The sequence below is a fragment of the Variovorax sp. Varisp41 genome, assembly GCF_047325085.1.
Classification (GTDB): domain Bacteria; phylum Pseudomonadota; class Gammaproteobacteria; order Burkholderiales; family Burkholderiaceae_C; genus Variovorax.
The window spans coordinates 5,735,332-5,754,814 of record NZ_CP168540.1; the positions used below are offsets into that span (position 1 = coordinate 5,735,332).

The following is a 19,483-nucleotide window of genomic DNA, read 5'->3' on the forward strand; positions in this document are numbered from 1 at the left end:
CCACGGGTGGAGCGGCGGGCACGGTTTTTCTACAGCGCGGCTTCAGCCTTTGCCTTGCGAGGCGACCGCGGCGGCGGCTTTCTCGGCGGCGGCGGCATCGCCCAGGTAGTAGTGCCGCAGCGGCTTGAGATCGTCGTCGAGCTCGTACACCAGGGGAATGCCGTTCGGGATGTTCAGGCCGACGATGTCGTCGTCCGAGATGCCGTCCAGGTACTTCACCAGCGCGCGGATCGAGTTGCCGTGCGCCGCCACCACGAGGCGGCGGCCGGTGCGGATGGCCGGGGCCATCGACTCGTTCCAGAACGGCAGCACGCGCGCCACCGTGTCCTTCAGGCATTCGGTCAGCGGGATCTGCTCGGGCGCGAGCTTGGCGTAGCGCACGTCGCCGCGCTCGCTGCGCGGGTCGTCGGCTTCCAGCGGCGGCGGCGGCGTGCCGTAGCTGCGGCGCCAGACCAGCACCTGCTCGTCGCCGTACTTCTTGGCCGTCTCGGCCTTGTTCAGGCCCTGCAGGCCGCCGTAGTGGCGTTCGTTGAGGCGCCACGAATGCACCACCGGCAGCCAGGTGCGGTCGAGTTCGTCGAGCGTGTGCCACAGGGTGCGGGTGGCGCGCTTGAGCACGCTGGTGTAGGCCACGTCGAAGTCGTAGCCCTCGGCCTTCAGCAGCCGGCCCGCCTGCTTGGCCTGCTCGACGCCGGTCTCGGTCAGGTCGACGTCGGTCCAGCCGGTGAAGCGGTTTTCGAGGTTCCAGGTCGATTCGCCGTGGCGGATCAGTACCAGTTTGTGCATGTCGGAGGCCTTTGGCAGCGCTTTGTAAACCCGACATTCTAAAATCCCGGGTTTGCCTCTCTCCAAGGAACCCCCGTGAAATTGATCGAATTCGTCACCGCGAACTGGATGCTGGTCCTGATCGTGCTCAGCTCGGGCGCCATGCTGGCCTGGCCGCTGATTCGCGGCGCGGGGGGCGGCACGCTGACGGCCGACGCGGCGGTGCACCTCATCAACCGCGAGCGCGCGGTGCTGGTGGACCTGCGCGATCCCGAGGAATTCGCCGCCGGCCACATGATCGGCGCGAAGAATGTGCCGCTCGCCCAGCTCGAGGAAAAGCTGGCCTCCACGGTCAAGAACAAGAACGTGCCGCTGCTGCTGGTGTGCGAGAACGGCTCGCGCGCGCAGCGCGCGGTGGCCGCGGCCAAGAAGCTGGGTTACGAGCAGGCCCAAGCGGTGTCCGGCGGACTCAAGGCGTGGAAAGCGGCTAATCTGCCGGTTGAAAAGGCCTGAACCCCACCGAGATACGAACCATGCAAGCCGTCAAGATGTACACCACCGCCGTGTGCCCCTACTGCACACGCGCCAAGCAGATCCTCAAGTCCAAGGGTGTCGAGCAGATCGAGGAGATCCGCATCGACAGCGATCCCCAGGCGCGCATGGCCATGATGGAGATCACCCAGCGCCGCACGGTGCCGCAGATCTTCATCGGCGACACCCACGTGGGCGGCTGCGACGACCTGATGGCGCTCGACAGCCGCGGCGGCCTGGTGCCGCTGCTGCAGGGCCAGGCGGCCTGATTCAAGGCCGGCCGACCGCCGGTCCGTAGCCGTCACATCGCCGGGCGATAATCGCCCGTTCACCATCTGCGGCCCGCCGCGGGAAACCATCCCCCGGCGGGCCTTGTTTTGACCCTCGAAAGTTCAGCCATGGCCGACCAGCAAGCCCAAGATCCCGTGTTCCAGATCCAGCGCGTCTACCTCAAGGACCTGTCGCTCGAACAACCCAACTCGCCCGCGATCCTGCTGGAACAGGAACAGCCCACCGTCGACATCCAGCTCGGCGTGGACGCCCAGCCCGTGGCCGACGGCATCTTCGAGGTGTCGGTGTCCGCCACCGTGCAGACCAAGATCGGCGACAAGACCGTGTTCCTGGTCGAAGCCAAGCAGGCCGGCATCTTCGAGATCCGCAACCTGCCCGAAGACCAGATGGGCCCGATCCTCGGCATCGCCTGCCCGCAGATCGTCTACCCCTACCTGCGCGGCAACGTGGCCGACGTGATCCAGCGCGGCGGCTTCCCGCCCGTGCACCTGGCCGAGATCAACTTCCAGGCCATGTACGAGCAGCAGCAGGCCCAGGCCGCCGGCCAGCCTTCGCCCATCGTCACGCAGTAAGCCTGACGGCACGCAACGCCGCGACGCCGATGAAGATCTGCGTTCATGGCGCCGGCGCCTGGGGCACGGCGGTGGCCGTCAATGCGGCCGCCCGCCACGAGGTCACGCTGTGGGCCCGTGACGCGGCCCAGGCCGAGGCCATCTCCCGGGCCCGCGAGAACACCCGCTACCTGCCGGGGCTGGCCTTGCCGGCCTCGCTCGCGGTGCGCGCGGGCGGCATCGGCCAGGCGCAGGCCGGCGCCGACCTGGTCATCGTGGCCACGCCCATGGCCGCGCTGCGCCGGCAGCTCGAGACCCTGCGCGACAGCGGCACCCGCGTGCCGGTCGCCTGGCTCTGCAAGGGCGTGGAGCCCGCGCAGGCCGCGAACACCACCGCCTCCTCCTTCGGCCTGCTGGCCCACGAGATCCGCGCGCAGGTCGCGCCCGATCTGCTGGCCGGCGTGCTCAGCGGCCCGAGCTTCGCGCAGGAAGTGGCCGAGGGCCGCCCGACCGCGCTGGTCGCGGCCAGCCCGCATGCCGCCGTGCGCGACGCGCTGGTCGACGCCTTCCATGGCCCCGCGCTGCGCGTCTATGCCAATGACGACATCGTCGGCGTCGAGGTCGGCGGCGCGGTCAAGAACGTGCTGGCCATTGCCACAGGCCTGTGCGACGGCCTCGCGCTGGGCCTCAACGCGCGCGCCGCGCTGATCACGCGCGGCCTGGCCGAGATGACCCGCTTCGGCCTCGCGCTCGGCGCCCGCACCGACACCTTCATGGGCCTGTCGGGCCTGGGCGACCTGGTGCTCACCGCCACCGGCGACCTGTCGCGCAACCGCAAGGTCGGCCTGCTGCTGGCCCAGGGCCGCACCCTGGCGCAGGCGGTCGATTCGCTGGGCCACGTGGCCGAGGGCGTCTACTGCGCCCGCACCGTGGTGCAGCGCGCGCGCGGGCTGGGCGTGGAAATGCCCATCGCCGAAGGCGTGGTCGCGCTGCTCGACGGCCGCGTGAGCCCGGCCGATGCTGTGGCCGCGCTGACCGGGCGCGACCCGGTGCCCGAATCGGTCCGGCCGCCGCCCTGAAGGCGGCCCCCATAACAACATCCGGAAGACAAGCCGCCCCATGCGTTCCCGTTTCGATTTCTCCGCGCCGGCCATCGCCGCGCTGGCCCAGGCCGATGCAGCCCGCGCACTGCAGGAGGACGTCGCCGACGGCGACCTCACCGCCTCCCTGGTCGATGCCGGCCGCCGCGCCCAGGCGCGCGTGCTGGTGCGCGAGCCGGCCGTGCTGTGCGGCGCGCCCTGGGTCGAGGCCACGCTGGCGCAGCTCGATCCGCAGGTGCGCATCGACTGGCGCTGCGCCGAGGGCGGGCGCTGCGAGCCGAACCAGGTCGTGCTCGAGATGGAAGGCCCGGCCCGCGCGCTGCTGACCGCCGAGCGCACCGCGCTCAACTTCCTGCAGCTGCTGAGCGCCGTCGCGACCAAGGCCGCGCTCTACAGCGACATCGTCGAGGGCACGCGCGCGCGCATCGTCGACACCCGCAAGACGCTGCCGGGCCTGCGCCTGGCGCAGAAGTACGCGGTGCGCACCGGCGGCGGCCTCAACCACCGCATCGGCCTGTACGACGCCGTGCTGATCAAGGAAAACCACATCGCCGCGGCCGGTGGCGTGGCCGCCGCGCTGCGCGCCGTGGCTCCGGCCGCCGAGCGTGCCGATTTCGTCGAGATCGAGGTCGAGACCCTGGCGCAGCTGCGCGAGGCGCTCGACGCCGGCGCGCGCATGGTGCTGCTCGACAACATGGACCTGCCGACCCTGCGCGAGGCGGTGCGCATCAACGACGCCGCCGGCGAAGGCCGCGCGGTGCTCGAGATATCGGGCGGCGTCACGCTCGAGGGCTTGCGCGAACTGGCCGAGACCGGCGTCGACCGGATCTCGGTCGGCGCGCTGACCAAGGACGTCAAGGCCATCGATTTCTCGATGCGCTTCCAGGACCGCTGAGGGAGACGCGCACATGGCTTCCTCCGCCGTCATCGATGTCGAGTACGAACAGCCGGCCGAAGGGAGCGTCTGCGACACCCGCCGCGCCTGGGCCCGCGTGCCGCCCGAGCCCACGCCCACCGAGCGAGAGGCGCTCAAGGAGCGCATCCGCCGCCTGCTGCGCGAGCGCAACGCGGTCATGGTGTCGCACTTCTACGTCCACCCCGACCTGCAGGACCTGGCCGAGGAAACCGGCGGCATCGTCAGCGATTCGCTCGAGATGGCGCGCTTCGGCCGCGACCACGCGGCCGGCACGCTGGTGGTGTCGGGCGTGCGCTTCATGGGCGAGACCGCCAAGATCCTGTCGCCCGAGAAGCGGGTGCTGATGCCCGACCTCGACGCCAACTGCTCGCTCGACCTGGGCTGCCCGGTCGACGAGTTCAGCGCCTTCTGCGACGCCCATCCCGACCGCACCGTGGTCGTCTACGCCAACACCAGCGCCGCCGTGAAGGCGCGCGCCGACTGGCTCGTCACCTCGAGCTGCGCGCTCGACGTGGTGGGCGCGCTGCATGCGCAGGGCCGCAAGATCCTCTGGGGCCCCGACCGCCACCTCGGCGACTACATCCAGCGCCAGACCGGTGCCGACATGGTGAGCTGGAACGGCGCCTGCATCGTGCACGACGAATTCAAGGCGCTCGAGCTCGAGCTGCTCAAGCAGGCCCATCCGCGCGCCAAGGTGCTGGTGCATCCCGAATCCTCGGCCGAGGTGATCGCGCTGGCCGATGCCGTGGGCTCGACCTCGGCGATCCTCAACGCCGCGCGCCAGCTCGACGCGACCGAGTTCATCGTCGCGACCGACAACGGCATGCTGCACAAGCTGCGCACGCTCAATCCGGGCAAGACCTTCATCGAGGCGCCCACGGCCGGCAACGGCGCCACCTGCAAGAGCTGCGCGCATTGCCCGTGGATGGCGATGAACGGGCTGGCCGACCTCGCGAACGCGCTCGAGACCGGCGCCGGCGAGATCCACGTCGACCCGGCGCTGGGCCTGCGCGCGCGCGTGCCGATCGACCGCATGCTGGCCTTCACGGCCGGGCTGAAGAACGGCATCGCGCCGGGCAGCCTGGTGGCGGGGATCGGCGCGGCCTGACGAAGCCCCTCAGCGCCCGTCCCAGGCGGAGCGGGTCGCGGCCTTCCTGAACAGCTGGCGGTTGGCGTCGCTCGCCGGCGGCTCCGAGTCGCCGAAGATCGCGGCCATCCAGTGGCCGTCGGTCGGGTTCGGGAACAGCACGTACTTGCGGCCGAACTGCTCGCGGTCGGCTTCCATCGCCTGGATCCGCTGGTCGACGTTCTTCACGTAGTACTTGCGCCGGAAGTCGTTGAGGTTGTCGCCGAGGTAGACCACCACGTCGAACTGCTGCGCGATCTGCTCCTGCCGCGGCTGCTTGTTGCTGCTGTCGCGCAGCACGGTCAGGTGCTCCTTGTCGGCATAGGGCGCGCCCAGCACCTTGAGGTGTTCCATCGCGTATTCGTAGGTGCGTTCGCCCTGTTCGCGGCTGGTCACGTAGAACACCTCTACGCCGTTCTCCCGGCAGAAGCGCAGGAACTCCTGCGAGCCGGGCGAGGGCACGATCTGGTTCTTCGGGATCCACGCGTCCCACTTCGGATCGTCGAAGAAGTCCTGGCCCTCGTTGATCAGGTAGCCCCAGTAGGCCAGCGGCAGCAGGATCGTGTCGTCCATGTCGGTCACCACCGCCAGCGGCTTGTCGCCCGGGCGGCGCTTCTGCAGCGCCGCTTCCACGTGCATGCGCGCCACGTTGAAGCCCTGGTGATAGAGCGCGCGGTACTCGGCCGCGGTCTGCTTCCAGGCCACGGCGCCGATCAGCAGGTTGTTCGTGCCGGCGCCCGCGGCGGCGGGCGGGGCCTGCGTCTGGGCGCAGCCCGCGGCGAGCAGCAGCGCGGCCGTGGCGCCGGCGATGGCCGCGAAGCGGCGTGGGGTCGAATGGGTTTTCAAGCTGGAGTCCTCCCTGTGGTGTCGAAGAAAAAAACGCACCGAGCGTGACACGGGCGCCGGGCAGAACACAGGGCGCCGAATGCGCGCTTGGCGCCGGTTGCGTGCATTTCGCCACCGGTGCCGCGTCATTTCGTCAGGCCGGCTTCGGCGTCCGGCTTTCCTTGCGCAGCGGCGCCTTGATGGTTTCGAGGTGGATGCTGGTCTCGCTGTTGCTGATGCCCTTGATCAGCCGGATGCGTTCCAGCACGTGGGCCAGCTCGACCAGGCTGCCCACCTGCAGCTCGGCCAGCAGGTCCCAGCGGCCGTTGGTGCTGTGCAGCGAGGCCACGCCGGGCTCGCCCAGCAGCGAGGCCGTGATGCGGCGCGTGTCGTTGCCCTCGACGGAGATGCTCATCCATGCCGTGAGGCCGCTGAGTTCGGTCTCGGGCCGCAGCCGCACCGTGTAGCCCACGATCACGCCGGCGTCCTCGAGCTTGCGGATGCGGTTGGTCACGGTGCCGCGCGAGACCCCGAGGCGGGCCGCGAGGGTGGCCACGCTGGCGCGCGCGTTGTGGTGCAGCTGCGCGATGAGCTTCGCGTCGAGATCGTTCATTTCGGCAAATGGATCATTCAAATTGATCGACTATTGCCATATTAAAGGCAGTCTTGGCGATTTGATTTGATCTTCTTCTGTGGGAGCCTTTGAACGTCCCAACCAGGAGATGAGCGAATGACACGAAAACACACGGCGCGAGACGCGGCGCCCCACCACCTCGAGACCTTCTTCCTGAGCCCCACGCGCGCCGCCGAACTGGTCCGGCGCACCGGCGTGGTCGAAACCATGCGCGGCATGGCGCAGGCTCTGGAAGAGGATTTCGGGCGCTGGCAGGACTTCGAGAAGTCCGCGCGCACCGCCAACCATTCGCCGCACGGCGTGATCGAGTTGATGCCGGTCTCGGACGACCGCGAGTTCGCCTTCAAGTACGTCAACGGCCATCCGATCAACACGCGCAGCGGCCTGCCGACGGTGATGGCCTTCGGCGCGCTGGCCAGCGTGGACACCGGCATGCCCGAGTTCATCAGCGAGCTCACGCTGACCACCGCGCTGCGCACCGCCGCCACCTCGGTCATGGTCGCGCGCCGGCTGGCGCGCCCCGACAGCCGCACCATGGCGCTGATCGGCAACGGCGCGCAGAGCGAATTCCAGGCGCTCGCCTTCCACGGCCTGCTGGGCATCCGCCAGCTGCGGCTGTACGACGTCGACCCGGCCGCCACGCGCAAGCTGGCCGCCAACCTGGCGCCGCACGCGCTCGAGGTGGTGTGCTGCGGCAGCACCGATGAGGCGCTGCGCGGCGCCGACATCGTGACCACGGTCACGGCCGACAAGGCCTACGCCACCATCCTCGGCGGCCACCAGGTCGTGCCCGGCATGCACGTCAACGCGGTCGGCGGCGACTGCCCCGGCAAGACCGAGCTCGCGGCCGAGGTGCTGCGCAAGGGCCGCGTGTTCGTCGAGTACGAACCGCAGACCCGCATCGAGGGCGACCTGCAGCAGATGCCCGCGGACTTCGAGGTCACCGAGTTCTGGCGCGTGCTGCGCGGCGAGGCACCCGGGCGGACCTCGGCCGCGCAGATCACGGTGTTCGACTCGGTGGGCTTCGCGCTCGAGGACTATTCGGCGCTGCGCTATATGCGCGCGCTGGCCGGCGCCGCCGGCGTGCTCGAGCGGCTGGAGCTGATCCCCGAGCTGGCGGATCCGAAGAACCTCTACGCGCTGCTGCAGCCGCCGGCCGCGGCCGAGTCGGCAGTGGCCGCGCGCACGGCGGTGGCGGCATGAGCGCCGCGCCGGGCCGCTCCCAAGCAAGCTCGCACCGCAGTGCGAAGCACGAAGGTACTTCGATGAGCAAGTGTGCCGTCACGCTGATCGGTGCTCCGACCGACGCGGGCGCGAGCCGGCTCGGCGCCGCCATGGGCCCCGATGCGCTGCGAGTCGCGCAGCTCAGTCCGGCGCTGCGCCGCTTCGGCATCGACGTGCGGGACATCGGCAACCTCGCAGGCCCGCCCAATCCGCAGGGCGAGCGCGTGGACGGCCTGCGCAACCTCGCCGAGTGCGTGCGCTGGAACCAGGCCGTGCACGATGCCGTGGCGGCCGAACTGGGCGCGGAGCGCCTGCCGATCCTGCTAGGCGGCGACCACCACCTGGCGATCGGCTCCATCAGCGCCGTGGCCCGCCATTGCCGCGCGCGCGGCCGGCGCCTGCGCATCCTCTGGCTCGATGCGCACTCGGACTGCAACACGCCCGAGGTCTCGCCCTCGGGCAACATCCACGGCATGCCGGTGGCCAGCCTCTGCGGGCTCGGGCCGCCCGGCCTCTCGGCGCTGTCGGACACGGTGCCCGCCATCCGTCCCGATGCGCTGTGCCAGGTCGGCCTGCGCAGCGTCGACGCGTCGGAGCAGCGCATGATCCGCGAGCTCGGCATCGAGGTCTACGACATGCGCGCCATCGACGAGCTCGGCATGCGCGAGACCATGCGCCGGGCCCTCGAAGGCGTGGCGGGCGACGAGGTGCACCTGCATGTGAGCTTCGACGTGGACTTCCTCGACCCCGAGATCGCGCCGGGCACGGGCACCACGGTGCGCGGCGGCCCCAACTACCGCGAAGCCCAGCTGTGCATGGAGATGATCGCGGACACCGGCCGCCTCGGCTCGCTCGACATCGTCGAGCTGAACCCGGCGCTCGACCTGCGCAACCAGACCGCCGAGCTGGTCGTCGACCTGACGGAAAGCCTGTTCGGCAAGAGCACCCTGGTGCCTTCCGCACGGCAACGCTAGCCGGCAACGCGCCGGTTCGCGCATCACAACAAGACGGCATCGCCGCGGCCCGCGGGCCGGCGGTGCGCCAACGAGACAAAGAGACTGCCCATGCCTTCTTCTTCCGCGCCGGCGCCCCGCGCCGAGCCCGCCGGCCTGCATCGCGTGCTCAAGGCGCGCCATCTGTCCATGATCGCCATCGGCGGCGCGATCGGCACCGGCCTGTTCGTCGCCTCGGGCTCGGCCATCGCGCAGGCCGGACCCGGCGGCGCGCTGCTGACCTACCTGGTCGTCGGCGCGATGGTCTACTTCATCATGACCAGCCTCGGCGAGCTCGCGGCCTTCATGCCGGTGGCGGGCTCGTTCTCGACCTATGCCTCGCGCTACGTGGAGGAGGGCTTCGGCTTCGCGCTCGGCTGGAATTTCTGGTTCAGCTGGGCGATCGTGGTCGCGGTCGACCTGGTGGCGGTGCAACTGGTCATGGCCTACTGGTGGCCCGGCATGCCCGGCATCGTGTGGAGCCTGCTGTTCCTGCTGCTGATGGTCGGGCTCAATGCCTTCTCGGCCCGGGGCTTCGGCGAGAGCGAGTACTGGTTCGCGCTCATCAAGGTGGTGGCCGTGATCGGCTTCATCGTGACCGGCGTCGCCATGCTGCTGGGCATCGTCCGCGGCGCGGAGAACGTCGGCTTCTCCAACTGGCACACGGGCGACGCGCCGTTCGCCGGCAGCTTCGCCACCCTGATCGGCGTGGCGATGATCGTGGCCTACTCGTTCCAGGGCACCGAGCTCGTGGGCGTGGCGGCGGGCGAATCGGAGGATCCGAAGCGCAACGTGCCGCGCGCGGTGCGGCAGGTGTTCTGGCGCATCCTGCTGTTCTACGTGCTGGCCATCGTGGTGATCGGCTTCCTGATCCCCTACACCGATCCGCACCTGCTGCGCAGCGAGGTCAGCGACATCGCGGTGAGCCCGTTCACGCTGGTGTTCCAGCGCGCGGGGCTGCTGTCGGCGGCCACGGTGATGAATGCCGTGATCCTCACGTCGGTGCTGTCGGCCGGCAACTCCGGCATGTACGCCGCCACGCGCATGCTGTTCAACCTCGCGGTCGAGGGCAAGGCGCCGCGCGCGCTGGCCCGGCTCACGCGCGCGGGCGTGCCCTTCAATGCGCTGATGTGCACCACGGCGCTGGCCTGCCTGTGCCTGTTCAGCGCGATCTTCAGCCCGCAGGTGGTCTACATCTGGCTGCTCAACACGGCGGGCATGACCGAGTTCATCGTCTGGCTCAGCATCGCCGTGTGCCACTACCGGTTTCGCCGCGGCTACGTGCTGCAGGGGCACGACCTCGCACGGCTGCCCTACCGGGCGGGGCTGTTTCCCTTCGGGCCGTTGATCGCTTTCGTGCTGTGCCTTCTCATCACGCTCGGGCAGAACTACCAGGCCTTCACGCAGGGACGGATCGACTGGGGCGGGGCGATCGCCACCTACATCGGCATCCCGCTGTTCCTGCTGACCTGGCTCGGCTACAGGCTGATGAAGAAGTCGCGCTTCGTGCGCTGGCGCGAGATGCGTTTCGTCGTGGACGAGGACTTGCCGGCGGCTCAGAACTCCAGCGTGCAGGAATCGCCGAGCGCCTCCCGCCACACCCGCACGCGCGCCAGCGAAGCCTGAAGCTCGCCCAGCGCCTCGGCGATGAACAGGCACAGGTTCTCCAGCGTGGGCGGATGCAGCCCCGGCACCTCGTCGAGCAGCCGGTGGTCGAGCCGATCGCGCACATCGTCGAGCCGCCGCCGCAGCAGGCCCAGGTCGATCACCATGCCGGTCGCGGGATCGCGCTCGCCCGCGAGCCAGACCTCGGCGTGGTAGGTGTGGCCGTGGATGCGGCGGCTGCCTTCGGCCTCGATCTCGCGTTTCAGGGTGTGGGCGGCGTCGAAGAAGAAGCGTTGGCTGATCGTGAATCGCATGGGGAACGCAGGAACGGGGAAGCGGGCATCAGCGGATGCCGGTGAACTTGTGGGTCTGCACGCTGAGGCGCCAGCGCGGCTGGCGCAGGCAGGCGTCGATGCACAGCGCGGTGTTGGCGGCCTGCCGCGGGCCGTCCATGGGCTGCAGGAAGCGGTGCGCGAACTCGCCGCTGCGCGCCATCGCGTCGAGGTCGATGCCCTCCTGCGGCCACACCAGCTTGAGTTCCTGGCCGCGCCGCTGCACCCAGGGCGCGCCGGCCTTGGGGCTGATGCAGAGCCAGTCGATGCCCTCGGGCGCGGCCACGGTGCCGTTGCTCTCGACGGCGATGCGGAAGCCGCGCGCATGCAGCGCATCGATCAGCGCGGCGTCGACCTGCAGCAGCGGCTCGCCGCCGGTCAGCACCACGAGGCGGTGGCCGGCATCGTCGGCGGGCCACTGCGCGGCGATGGTGTCGGCCAGCGCATCGGCCTCCTTGAACTTGCCGCCCAGCGTGCCGTCGGTGCCGACGAAATCGGTGTCGCAGAAACGGCAGACGGCGCTGGCGCGGTCGGCCTCGCGGCCGCTCCAGAGGTTGCAGCCAGCGAAGCGGCAGAACACGGCCGGCATGCCGGCCTGGCCGCCTTCGCCCTGCAGCGTGTAGAAGATCTCCTTGACGCTATAGCTCATCGCGTCGCCGCCCAGGGCTCGATCTCGAGGTTGTCGATCAGCCGCGTGCTGCCCAGGCGCGCGGCCGCGAGCGCCACCAGCGGCTCGGTGCCGTCGAGCGCGGCCGGCGGCTGCAGGTCGAGGCGGCGGCGCACCGTCAGGTAGTCGGGCTGCCAGCCGCGCTGGGCCAGTGCCTGCATCGCGCGCGCCTCGATCGCCGCGAGCTCGCCGCCGCCGCGCACGGCCTCGGCGATCTCCTTGAGCGCACGCGAGAGCTGCACCGCCTCGGCGCGCTCGCCTTCGCTCAGGTAGCCGTTGCGCGAGGAGAGCGCGAGGCCGTCGTCGGCGCGGCGGGTCTCGCCGCCCACGATCTCGATAGCCAGCGCGAACTGCCGCACCAGGTGGCGGATCATCATCAGCTGCTGGTAGTCCTTCTTGCCGAACACCGCCACGCGCGGCTGCACGCAGCTGAACAGCTTCATCACCACGGTGCACACGCCGACGAAGAAGCCGGGCCGGAAGTGGCCCTCGAGGATGTCGGCCAGCGCCGGGTCGGGATGCACCTTGCAGGTCTGCGGCTCGGGATAGAGCGCCTTCTCGTCGGGCGCGAACAGCACGTCGCAGCCGGCGGCTTCCAGCTTGGCGCAGTCGCTGTCCCAGGTGCGCGGATAGGTGTCGAAGTCCTCGTGCGGCAAAAACTGCAGCCGGTTCACGAAGATGCTCGCGACGGTGGCGTCGCCCAGCGGCTTCGCTTGCGTGACCAGCGCGATGTGGCCGTCGTGCAGGTTGCCCATGGTCGGCACGAAGGCAGGGCGCTCGAAGCGCGCCAGGTGGTCGCGCAGCTCAGGGATGGTGCGGGCGATGAACATGAGGCGGTCCTCCTTGGAACGATGGAAAAAAGAAGAGGGGGGGCTTACCAGGCGTGCAGCCGGTCGTCGGGAAAGCTGCCGTCCTTGACGGCGCGCACATAGGCCGCGAGCGCCTGCGGAATGCCGCCGGCGCCGTCCATGAAGTTGCGCACGAACTTCGGCATGCGGCCCAGGTTCAGGCCCAGCATGTCGTGCAGCACGAGCACCTGGCCCGCGGTGCCGCGGCCGGCACCGATGCCGATGGTGGCGCAGCGCGTGAGTTCGGCCGTGAGCGCGGTGGCCAGCGCGGCCGGCACCATCTCGAGCACCAGCATCGCGGCGCCCGCGTCCTGCAGCGCCTGGGCTTCCTCGCGCAGCCGGGCCGCGGCGGCGTCGCCCTTGCCCTGCACGCGGTAGCCGCCGAGCGCATGCACGGTCTGCGGCGTCAGGCCCAGGTGCGCGCACACCGGGATGCCGCGCTCGACCAGGAAGCGCACGGTCTCGGTGGTCCAGCCGCCGCCCTCGAGCTTCACCATGTGGGCGCCGGCCTGCATCAGCACGGTGGCGCTGCGCAGCGCCTGTTCGCGCGACTCCTGGTAGCTGCCGAAGGGCAGGTCGGCGATCAGCCAGGCCGTGCCCTGCACGCGGCGCAGCCCGCGCGAGACGCTGTCGGTGTGGTGGCGCATGGTCTCGAGCGTGACGCTGACCGTGCTCGACAGGCCCTGGCAGACCATGCCGAGCGAATCGCCGACCAGGAGGCATTCGACGCCCGCGGCATCGGCCACGGCCGCGAAGGTGGCGTCGTAGGCCGTGAGCATCGCGATCTTCTCGCCGCGCGCATGCAGCTCGGCCAGCCGCGGCAGGCCGAGCGGCTTGCGCGTGGCGGGCTGCGAGGCCGGCGGCAGCGTGCCGTAGGGCGTGGCAGTGGTGGCTTCGTTCGGGGTGGAGGCGTTGGACATGGTTGGGTTTCTCCCTGCGGGCGTCGGTGGCCGGGCATCCTGGGTTGAAGAAGGCGGGAACGGGTGGGTCTATCGGTCGGCCAGTACCAGCACCGTGGGCGCGGTGGGCTCGGCGAGCGAAGGATAGTCGCGGCTGAAATGCAGGCCCCGGCTCTCGTGGCGGGCCTGCGCGGAACGCACGATCAGCTCGGCCACCTGCACCAGGTTGCGCAGTTCGAGCAGGTCGCGCGTGACGTGGAAGTTGGCGTAGAACTCGTGGATCTCGGCCTGCAGCAGCGCGATGCGGTGGCTGGCGCGCTCCAGGCGCTTGTTGGTGCGCACTATGCCCACGTAGTCCCACATGAAGCGGCGCAGCTCGTCCCAGTTGTGCGAGATCACCACCGCCTCGTCGGCATCGGTCACCTGGCTCGCATCCCAGGCCGGCAGCGCCACCGGCGCGCGTGCCGGCGCGGCGCCGATGGCCGCGGCCGCCGCGCGCGCGAACACCATGCACTCCACCAGCGAATTGCTGGCCAGCCGGTTCGCGCCGTGCAGCCCGGTGCAGGCGGTCTCGCCGATCGCGTAGAGGCCCGGCAGGTCGGTGCGGCCGGCCAGGTCGGTGACCACGCCGCCGCAGGTGTAGTGGGCCGCCGGCACCACGGGAATAGGCTCGCGCGTGATGTCGATGCCGAGCTCGGCGCAGCGCGCGAGGATGTTCGGGAAATGCGCGCGCAGGAAATCCGGGCTCTGGTGCGAGATGTCGAGGTGCACGCAGTCCAGGCCGTGCTTCTTCATCTCGAAGTCGATCGCGCGCGCCACCACGTCACGCGGCGCGAGTTCGGCGCGCTCGTCGTGCCGCGGCATGAAGCGGGTCCCGTCGGGCAACTTGAGCAGCCCGCCTTCGCCGCGCACCGCCTCGCTGATCAGGAAGGACTTGGCATGCGGGTGGTAGAGGCAGGTCGGATGGAACTGGATGAACTCCATGTTCGACACCCGGCAGCCCGCGCGCCAGGCGGCGGCGATGCCGTCGCCGGTGGCGGTGTCGGGGTTGGTGGTGTAGAGGTAGACCTTGCCCGCGCCGCCCGTCGCCAGGATGGTGTGCGGCGCGCGGAAGGCCAGCACGTCGCCGCTGGCGTCGTCGAGCGCGTAGAGGCCCGCGCAGCCCGCCTCGGGCGCACCGAGCCGCTCGCCGGCGACCAGGTCGACCAGCGTGTGGTGCTCGAACAGCGTGACGTTGGGCGTGCGGCGCACGCGCTCGATCAGCACCTGCTGCACGGCCGCGCCGGTGGCATCGGTCACGTGCACGATGCGGCGCTGGCTGTGGCCGCCCTCGCGCGTGAGGTGCAGGTCGCCATCCTCCTCGGAGAAGGGCACGCCGAGCTCGCGCAGCCAGCCGATGGCCTCGGGCGCGTGCTCGACCACGAAGCGCGTGGCGGCCGCATCGCACAGTCCGGCGCCGGCCACCAGCGTGTCGTCGACATGGGCGTCGAAGCTGTCGCCCGCGGCCAGCACCGCCGCGATGCCGCCCTGGGCCCAGCCGCTCGAGCCGTCGGCCAGCGCGCGCTTGGTCAGCACCGCCACGCGGTGCGCGGGCGCCAGCAGCAGGGCCGCGGAGAGCCCGGCGAGGCCGCTGCCGACGATGAGGACGTCGAAATCGAGGGAGGAGGCCATGGCGCGCGGGAAGGGACGAGGGTCAGGATCGGTGGTGCGGCAGCGCACCGGTCCGGCCCGACGGCAGGGTGAGAGGAAGTTGCCGCGCCGCCGGGTGGCGCGCGAAGGAGGTGGGCCGCATGGGACTCAGGCTGGGGAGTAGGCCAGCCGCACGTAGATCGGCGCGAAGGCCTCGGCCTGCGTGATCTCGATCAGCGTTTCCTTGGCCAGCTCGAGCATCGCGATGAAGGTCACGACCATCACCGGCGCGCCGCGCGAGACGTCGAACAGCTTCTCGAATTCCACGAAGCGCTGGCCCTGCAGGTGGCGCAGCACGATGCTCATGTGCTCGCGCACGCTGAGCTCCTCGCGCGAGATCTTGTGGTGCTGCACGAGCTTGGCGCGCTTCATGATGTCGGCCCAGGCATCGCGCAGGTCGACCACCGCCACCTCGGGGAAGCGCGGCTTGAGCGACTGCTCGATGTAGACCTGGGCGCGCCAGAAGTCGCGCCCGTAGGTCGGCATCGCGTTGAGCGAGGCGGCCTGCAGCTTGGTCTGCTCGTACTCGAGCAGCCGGCGCACGAGCTCGGCGCGCGGGTCCTCGGCTTCCTCGCCCTCGGCCGCCTTCTTGGGCGGCAGCAGCATGCGCGACTTGATCTCGATCAGCATCGCGGCCATCAGCAGGTATTCCGCCGCGAGTTCGAGGTTGGTCTGGCGGATCTCGTCGACGTAGCTCAGGTACTGCCGCGTCAGCGCGGCCATCGGGATGTCGAGGATGTTGAAGTTCTGCTTGCGGATCAGGTACAGCAGCAGGTCCAGCGGGCCCTCGAAGGCCTCGAGGAAGACCTGCAGCGCCTCGGGCGGGATGTACAGGTCCTTCGGCATCGCGAACAGCGGCTCGCCGTAGAGCCGGGCGAGCGCGACCTGGTCGACCACCTCGGGCATGGCCACGACCAGCGTGTCGCTGTCCTCGTCGCGCGGTCCGCTCATCGGGCAGGCGCTATCGAAAAAGTAGCGCCGTGCCCAGCATTGGCGGGCGACGGATGCCGCATCGGCATCATGTTTTTACTTGGCCTGGGTCTGGTAGACGTAGGGCTGCTGCGGCACGCGGGCTTCCGCGTATTCCTCGAGCAGGCCGCGGTCGAGGTGCTTGTCCCAGAGCAGGGCGCGGCCCGCGCGCTGTTCCGCCTCGAGCGTCGGCTTCTTGGTTTTCATCTCGTCGATGAAGCTGGTGATCTCGGAGGTGTAGTGGGGGCGGCGGAAGATGGACATAGACTGAACCTTTGTGGGCGCGAATTTTACCGGGGGACGGCATGGGGCAGGTACGAGTCTGGCGGATCGGGGTGGCGGCCGTGTGGCTGGCGGTGGTGGCGGCCCTCGTCGCGGGCTGCGATTCGCAGCGCATCGAGCAGCTCGAGGAGGGCGTGTCGACCGAGGCCGACGTGCGCGCGCGCTTCGGCGAACCCGAGAACGTCTGGGACGCGCCCGGCGGCCGGGTGTTCGAATACAACCGCCAGCCCCAGGGCCAGAAGAACTACATGATCACCATCGGCGCCGACGGAAAGATGAGCGCGCTGCGCCAGGTGCTCACGCCCGAGAACTTCGCGCGCGTGACCAACGGCATGGCGATGGAGGACCTGCGCAAGATGCTCGGCAAGCCCGCCAAGGTCACGCCCTATCCGCTGCGCCGCGAGTACGAATGGGAATGGCGCTGGGTGCAGCCGCCCAACTCGCCGATGGTGTTCACCGCGGTGCTCAACGACGACCAGCGCGTGGTGCGCAGCGGCTCGTCGCCCGACCGCGGCACCGAGGCGCCCTGAGGCCGGGAAACGCGCCCCGGTCACCCCATGAAAATGGGGGGCGCGAAGCGCGCGGCGCCGACTAAGCTCGGCGCCACCGCCATGCCCGACGCCGCCGCCATCCCCGCCGCTTCCTCCTCCGCGCTGCGCTGGCGCGTCGCATTGCTCGAGGACGATGCCGAGGTCCGGCACTTCTTCGAGGCCTGCATCGCGGCCCATCCCGAGCTCGAGCTGGTCGCCTCGCTGGGCCTGATGGCCGAGGCCGTGGCCTGGTTCGACAGCCACCAGGCCGACATCCTGCTGACCGACCTCGCGCTGCCCGACGGCCATGCGCTCGAGCTGCTGCGCCAGGTGGTGCGCAGCCAGCCGGCCTGCGAGGTGCTGGTGGTCTCGGTCTTCGGTGACGAGGACACGGTGCTCGACTGCGTGCGCGCGGGCGCGGTGGGCTACATCCAGAAGGACTCCTCGCCGGCCGACATCGCGCAGGTGATCGTCGACATCAAGCACGGCGCCTCGCCGATCTCGCCGATGATCGCGCGCAAGCTGCTGCTGCACGTGCGCGGCGGCGCCGACGCCCGGCCCGCGGCCGCGCCCGACCCGGCCGCCGCCATGATGCTGACCCCGCGCGAGACCGAGGTGCTGGAGCTGATCTCGCGCGGCTACTCGTACGGCGAAATCGCGCGCCTGCAGGGCGTGACCAAGCACACGGTGCAGGGCCACATCAAGAACCTCTACAGCAAGCTCGCGGTGCATTCGCGCGGCGAGGCCGTGTTCGAGGCCAGCCGCATGGGGCTGCTGGGGCGCATGCTGGGCTGATGCGCCGCCTGCTGCTCGCCGTCCTCGTGCTGGTCGCCGCTTTGCTGGCGCCTGCCGCGGCAGGGGGCACCCACGAGGTGCTTGCGCTCGACCGCGGCGAACTGCAGCTGCGCTTCGTCGGCCGCCCTTCGCCGCCGCCGGCCGAGGTCACGCTGCCGCTGCACTGGGACGCCCACTGGCCGCGCGCCGTCGGCTGGGCCCAGGTGCGCATCCGCTTCGCCGCGCCCGCGGGCCATGCCGACGAGCCGCAGGCGCTGCTCGTCAGCCGCATCGGCAACGCCTACCGCGTGAAGCTCAACGGCCAGGTGATCGCGGCCGCCGGCAAGCTCGAGCAGATCAACGACGGCTGGTCGAACCGCCGCCCGCTGTGGCTGCGCGTGCCGCCCTCGCTGCTGCGCGACGGCGAGAACCTGCTCGAGATCGCCGTGCGCGCCGATCCCTCGCGCCGCGCCGGCATCGCGCCGGTGCGCCTGGGCGCCGAGCGCCTGCTGCAGCCGCAGTGGGACGCGCTCGAATGGCGCCACGTCACCCTGCCGCGCGTGATCACGCTGTTCAGCCTGCTGGTGGCGGTGTTCTGCCTGATGCTGTGGGCGCAGCAGCGCGAGGCCGTCTACGGCTGGGCCGCGCTGTGCGAGGCGCTGTGGAGCCTGCGCATCGCCGCCACCTGGTGGGAGGAGGGCCTGCTCGCCTGGCCGAGCTGGTTCAAGGTGGTGCTCGCGGTGTTCTGGCTCGGCCACATCGCGACCTACCTCGTGATCCGGGAGGTCTGGCACGGCCGGCCGCGGCGCGAGCAATGGCTGGTCTGGGGCGTGCTGGGCCTGGGCCCGGTGGCGCTGGCGCTCGGCACGCTGCAGCAGACGCAGAACTGGGTGCTCGGCTGGATCCTGCTGCTGGTGGCCGGCTGGCTCGCGCTGTCGCTGCGGCTGGGCTGGGAGACCTGGCGCCAGCGGGCCGGCGAGCGCGCCTGGATGCTGCTGATCCTGGTCGCGGGCTGGGTCGCGCTGGTGCGCGACAGCGTGATCGCGCGGCTCCTGGTCGAGCGCTTCGACGAGGCCGGCTGGACCAAGTTCGCGGCCGTGCTGGTGAGCCTCGCGATCCTCGCCATCGTGGGCATCCGCTTCCAGCGCACGCGCGAGGAACTGCGCCAGCTGCACCTGTCGCTCGAGGACCGCATCCGCCTGCGCGAATCCGAGCTGGCCGACAAGCATGCCGAGCTGCGCCGGCTCGAGCATGCGAGCGCGGTGGCGGCCGAGCGCGCCCGCATCCTGCGCGACATGCACGACGGCGCCGGCGCGCACCTGATCACCGCCATGCTGCAGCTCGAGCGCGGCGTGGCCACCAAGTCGGAGGTGATGCAGACCCTGCGCGAATCGCTCGACCAGCTGCGGCTGTCGATCGATGCCATCAACCTGCCGGCCGGCGACGCCAACGCGCTGCTCGCGAGCATGCGCTTCCGGCTGCAGCCGCGCATCGAGGCCGCGGGGCTCGCGCTCGACTGGTCGGTGGCGAACCTGCCGCGCTGGCGCTGCGATTCCGACGAGGCCACGCGGCACCTGCAGTACATGCTGCTGGAGGCGATCTCGAACGTGCTGCAGCATGCGCGCGCACGCGTGCTCGCGGTCAGCGCGGCGGTCAGCACGACGGTCGGTGGCGATGCCATCGAGATCGTGCTGCGCGACGACGGCTGCGGCCTCGGCGAGGCGCGCGGCAACGGCCTGCGCTCGATGCGCCAGCGCGCCGCGCAGGCCGGCGTCGAACTGCGCATCGAGAAGGCCGAGCCCGGCACGCGCGTGGTGCTGCGGCTGCCGCTGGCGTAGGAACCGCCATCTTTATGGGGCGCGCCGCGCGCCCCGTTTTCCTAGATTCGAACGCAGCCCCCGCTGCGCATCGCACAGGCCCGCCAGGCCTCGTG

Annotated in this window: 22 protein-coding genes; 12 read left to right on the forward strand and 10 right to left on the reverse strand. The window is 70.5% G+C overall.

Going from position 1 to position 19,483, the window contains the following annotated elements; translation table 11 throughout:
• Positions 1-42: 42 nt before the first annotated feature.
• Positions 43-786 carry a 2,3-diphosphoglycerate-dependent phosphoglycerate mutase gene (gene gpmA, locus ACEN9J_RS26615; protein ID WP_057592037.1) on the reverse strand — a complete coding sequence of 248 codons (744 nt, stop codon included), beginning with the start codon at positions 784-786 and terminating at the stop codon, positions 43-45.
• 108 nt (positions 787-894) lie between these two features.
• Here gpmA and ACEN9J_RS26620 point away from each other — a divergent pair, with 108 nt between their 5' ends.
• The 6 genes from ACEN9J_RS26620 (at position 895) to nadA (ending at position 5,262) form a co-directional block, all read left to right on the forward strand.
• Entirely contained in the window at positions 895-1,278 is a 384-nt protein-coding gene (locus tag ACEN9J_RS26620) for a rhodanese-like domain-containing protein (RefSeq protein WP_281077002.1), read from the forward strand.
• A 20-nt stretch (positions 1,279-1,298) separates the two neighbouring features.
• On the forward strand, positions 1,299-1,565 hold the full coding sequence (gene grxC, locus ACEN9J_RS26625; RefSeq protein WP_057592036.1) for a glutaredoxin 3: 267 nt from the start codon (positions 1,299-1,301) through the stop codon (positions 1,563-1,565).
• 129 nt (positions 1,566-1,694) lie between these two features.
• A complete protein-coding gene (gene secB, locus ACEN9J_RS26630) occupies positions 1,695-2,159 on the forward strand; it encodes a protein-export chaperone SecB (protein ID WP_057592035.1) in 465 nt (154 codons plus the stop codon).
• Between the two features lie 29 nt (positions 2,160-2,188).
• On the forward strand, positions 2,189-3,217 hold the full coding sequence (locus ACEN9J_RS26635; protein WP_057592034.1) for an NAD(P)H-dependent glycerol-3-phosphate dehydrogenase: 1,029 nt from the start codon (positions 2,189-2,191) through the stop codon (positions 3,215-3,217).
• Positions 3,218-3,257: 40 nt separating this feature from the next.
• The gene (gene nadC / locus ACEN9J_RS26640) at positions 3,258-4,133 is read left to right on the forward strand and encodes a carboxylating nicotinate-nucleotide diphosphorylase (RefSeq protein WP_413762484.1); all 876 of its coding nucleotides are present in this window, start codon (positions 3,258-3,260) and stop codon (positions 4,131-4,133) included.
• 13 nt (positions 4,134-4,146) lie between these two features.
• Positions 4,147-5,262, forward strand: a complete 1,116-nt coding sequence (nadA, locus tag ACEN9J_RS26645) for a quinolinate synthase NadA (RefSeq protein WP_296728965.1) — start codon at positions 4,147-4,149, stop codon at positions 5,260-5,262.
• Positions 5,263-5,271: 9 nt separating this feature from the next.
• On the opposite strand, the gene ACEN9J_RS26650 is transcribed toward nadA, so the two are convergent.
• Positions 5,272-6,126 carry a 5'-nucleotidase, lipoprotein e(P4) family gene (locus ACEN9J_RS26650; protein ID WP_413762485.1) on the reverse strand — a complete coding sequence of 285 codons (855 nt, stop codon included), beginning with the start codon at positions 6,124-6,126 and terminating at the stop codon, positions 5,272-5,274.
• A gap of 133 nt (positions 6,127-6,259) precedes the next feature.
• Positions 6,260-6,718 carry an Lrp/AsnC family transcriptional regulator gene (locus tag ACEN9J_RS26655; RefSeq protein WP_093340944.1) on the reverse strand — a complete coding sequence of 153 codons (459 nt, stop codon included), beginning with the start codon at positions 6,716-6,718 and terminating at the stop codon, positions 6,260-6,262.
• A gap of 117 nt (positions 6,719-6,835) precedes the next feature.
• Between ACEN9J_RS26655 and ACEN9J_RS26660 the strand changes: the two genes are divergently transcribed.
• The 3 genes from ACEN9J_RS26660 to ACEN9J_RS26670 all read left to right on the forward strand — a co-directional run bounded on the left by ACEN9J_RS26660 (position 6,836) and on the right by ACEN9J_RS26670 (position 10,581).
• Positions 6,836-7,942 carry an ornithine cyclodeaminase gene (locus ACEN9J_RS26660; protein WP_413762486.1) on the forward strand — a complete coding sequence of 369 codons (1,107 nt, stop codon included), beginning with the start codon at positions 6,836-6,838 and terminating at the stop codon, positions 7,940-7,942.
• Between the two features lie 62 nt (positions 7,943-8,004).
• Complete coding sequence (gene rocF, locus ACEN9J_RS26665) at positions 8,005-8,937, forward strand: arginase (protein ID WP_413762487.1); 933 nt, start codon at positions 8,005-8,007, stop codon at positions 8,935-8,937.
• 90 nt (positions 8,938-9,027) lie between these two features.
• Positions 9,028-10,581, forward strand: coding sequence for an amino acid permease (locus ACEN9J_RS26670; protein ID WP_413762488.1), 1,554 nt, complete (start codon positions 9,028-9,030; stop codon positions 10,579-10,581).
• Here ACEN9J_RS26670 and ACEN9J_RS26675 read toward each other — a convergent pair.
• From ACEN9J_RS26675 to ACEN9J_RS26705, 7 genes are all read right to left on the reverse strand, one after another.
• Complete coding sequence (locus ACEN9J_RS26675) at positions 10,512-10,874, reverse strand: 6-carboxytetrahydropterin synthase (protein ID WP_057592031.1); 363 nt, start codon at positions 10,872-10,874, stop codon at positions 10,512-10,514. The genes ACEN9J_RS26670 and ACEN9J_RS26675 overlap by 70 nt on opposite strands.
• A 28-nt stretch (positions 10,875-10,902) precedes the next feature.
• Complete coding sequence (gene queE / locus ACEN9J_RS26680) at positions 10,903-11,541, reverse strand: 7-carboxy-7-deazaguanine synthase (RefSeq protein ID WP_057592030.1); 639 nt, start codon at positions 11,539-11,541, stop codon at positions 10,903-10,905.
• On the reverse strand, positions 11,538-12,389 hold the full coding sequence (panC, locus tag ACEN9J_RS26685; protein ID WP_057592029.1) for a pantoate--beta-alanine ligase: 852 nt from the start codon (positions 12,387-12,389) through the stop codon (positions 11,538-11,540). Before panC ends, queE begins: the two co-directional genes overlap by 4 nt.
• Positions 12,390-12,433: 44 nt before the next feature.
• Positions 12,434-13,327 (reverse strand): 3-methyl-2-oxobutanoate hydroxymethyltransferase, encoded by an 894-nt coding sequence (panB, locus tag ACEN9J_RS26690; protein WP_413762489.1) that lies wholly within the window; start codon positions 13,325-13,327, stop codon positions 12,434-12,436.
• A 69-nt stretch (positions 13,328-13,396) separates the two neighbouring features.
• Positions 13,397-14,977: an L-aspartate oxidase gene (gene nadB / locus ACEN9J_RS26695; protein WP_413762490.1), complete on the reverse strand. Its 1,581-nt coding sequence runs from the start codon at positions 14,975-14,977 to the stop codon at positions 13,397-13,399.
• Positions 14,978-15,103: 126 nt separating this feature from the next.
• The gene (locus ACEN9J_RS26700; protein WP_261213953.1) at positions 15,104-15,946 is read right to left on the reverse strand and encodes a segregation and condensation protein A; all 843 of its coding nucleotides are present in this window, start codon (positions 15,944-15,946) and stop codon (positions 15,104-15,106) included.
• A gap of 75 nt (positions 15,947-16,021) precedes the next feature.
• On the reverse strand, positions 16,022-16,228 hold the full coding sequence (locus ACEN9J_RS26705; RefSeq protein ID WP_057597652.1) for a DUF3460 family protein: 207 nt from the start codon (positions 16,226-16,228) through the stop codon (positions 16,022-16,024).
• A 41-nt stretch (positions 16,229-16,269) separates the two neighbouring features.
• On the opposite strand from ACEN9J_RS26705, the gene ACEN9J_RS26710 reads away from it, so the two are divergent.
• The 3 genes from ACEN9J_RS26710 to ACEN9J_RS26720 all read left to right on the forward strand — a co-directional run bounded on the left by ACEN9J_RS26710 (position 16,270) and on the right by ACEN9J_RS26720 (position 19,388).
• A complete protein-coding gene (locus ACEN9J_RS26710; protein ID WP_261213951.1) occupies positions 16,270-16,776 on the forward strand; it encodes a YjgB family protein in 507 nt (168 codons plus the stop codon).
• 81 nt (positions 16,777-16,857) lie between these two features.
• Positions 16,858-17,571 carry a response regulator gene (locus ACEN9J_RS26715; RefSeq protein WP_413762491.1) on the forward strand — a complete coding sequence of 238 codons (714 nt, stop codon included), beginning with the start codon at positions 16,858-16,860 and terminating at the stop codon, positions 17,569-17,571.
• Positions 17,571-19,388 (forward strand): sensor histidine kinase, encoded by a 1,818-nt coding sequence (locus tag ACEN9J_RS26720; protein ID WP_413762492.1) that lies wholly within the window; start codon positions 17,571-17,573, stop codon positions 19,386-19,388. The genes ACEN9J_RS26715 and ACEN9J_RS26720 overlap by 1 nt, the downstream gene beginning before the upstream one ends.
• Positions 19,389-19,483 lie beyond the last annotated feature (95 nt).

Excerpts from the sequence above, each read along its gene's own strand:
- gpmA (WP_057592037.1), bottom strand. The coding sequence starts at position 786 with ATGCACAAACTGGTACTGATCCGCCACGGCGAATCGACCTGGAACCTC.
- ACEN9J_RS26620 (WP_281077002.1), top strand. The coding sequence starts at position 895 with ATGCTGGTCCTGATCGTGCTCAGCTCGGGCGCCATGCTGGCCTGGCCG.
- grxC (WP_057592036.1), top strand. The coding sequence starts at position 1,299 with ATGCAAGCCGTCAAGATGTACACCACCGCCGTGTGCCCCTACTGCACA.
- secB (WP_057592035.1), top strand. The coding sequence starts at position 1,695 with ATGGCCGACCAGCAAGCCCAAGATCCCGTGTTCCAGATCCAGCGCGTC.
- ACEN9J_RS26635 (WP_057592034.1), top strand. The coding sequence starts at position 2,189 with ATGAAGATCTGCGTTCATGGCGCCGGCGCCTGGGGCACGGCGGTGGCC.
- nadC (WP_413762484.1), top strand. The coding sequence starts at position 3,258 with ATGCGTTCCCGTTTCGATTTCTCCGCGCCGGCCATCGCCGCGCTGGCC.
- nadA (WP_296728965.1), top strand. The coding sequence starts at position 4,147 with ATGGCTTCCTCCGCCGTCATCGATGTCGAGTACGAACAGCCGGCCGAA.
- ACEN9J_RS26655 (WP_093340944.1), bottom strand. The coding sequence starts at position 6,718 with ATGAACGATCTCGACGCGAAGCTCATCGCGCAGCTGCACCACAACGCG.
- ACEN9J_RS26660 (WP_413762486.1), top strand. The coding sequence starts at position 6,836 with ATGACACGAAAACACACGGCGCGAGACGCGGCGCCCCACCACCTCGAG.
- rocF (WP_413762487.1), top strand. The coding sequence starts at position 8,005 with ATGAGCAAGTGTGCCGTCACGCTGATCGGTGCTCCGACCGACGCGGGC.
- ACEN9J_RS26670 (WP_413762488.1), top strand. The coding sequence starts at position 9,028 with ATGCCTTCTTCTTCCGCGCCGGCGCCCCGCGCCGAGCCCGCCGGCCTG.
- ACEN9J_RS26675 (WP_057592031.1), bottom strand. The coding sequence starts at position 10,874 with ATGCGATTCACGATCAGCCAACGCTTCTTCTTCGACGCCGCCCACACC.
- queE (WP_057592030.1), bottom strand. The coding sequence starts at position 11,541 with ATGAGCTATAGCGTCAAGGAGATCTTCTACACGCTGCAGGGCGAAGGC.
- panC (WP_057592029.1), bottom strand. The coding sequence starts at position 12,389 with ATGTTCATCGCCCGCACCATCCCTGAGCTGCGCGACCACCTGGCGCGC.
- panB (WP_413762489.1), bottom strand. The coding sequence starts at position 13,327 with ATGTCCAACGCCTCCACCCCGAACGAAGCCACCACTGCCACGCCCTAC.
- nadB (WP_413762490.1), bottom strand. The coding sequence starts at position 14,977 with ATGGCCTCCTCCCTCGATTTCGACGTCCTCATCGTCGGCAGCGGCCTC.
- ACEN9J_RS26700 (WP_261213953.1), bottom strand. The coding sequence starts at position 15,946 with ATGAGCGGACCGCGCGACGAGGACAGCGACACGCTGGTCGTGGCCATG.
- ACEN9J_RS26705 (WP_057597652.1), bottom strand. The coding sequence starts at position 16,228 with ATGTCCATCTTCCGCCGCCCCCACTACACCTCCGAGATCACCAGCTTC.
- ACEN9J_RS26710 (WP_261213951.1), top strand. The coding sequence starts at position 16,270 with ATGGGGCAGGTACGAGTCTGGCGGATCGGGGTGGCGGCCGTGTGGCTG.
- ACEN9J_RS26715 (WP_413762491.1), top strand. The coding sequence starts at position 16,858 with ATGCCCGACGCCGCCGCCATCCCCGCCGCTTCCTCCTCCGCGCTGCGC.
- ACEN9J_RS26720 (WP_413762492.1), top strand. The coding sequence starts at position 17,571 with ATGCGCCGCCTGCTGCTCGCCGTCCTCGTGCTGGTCGCCGCTTTGCTG.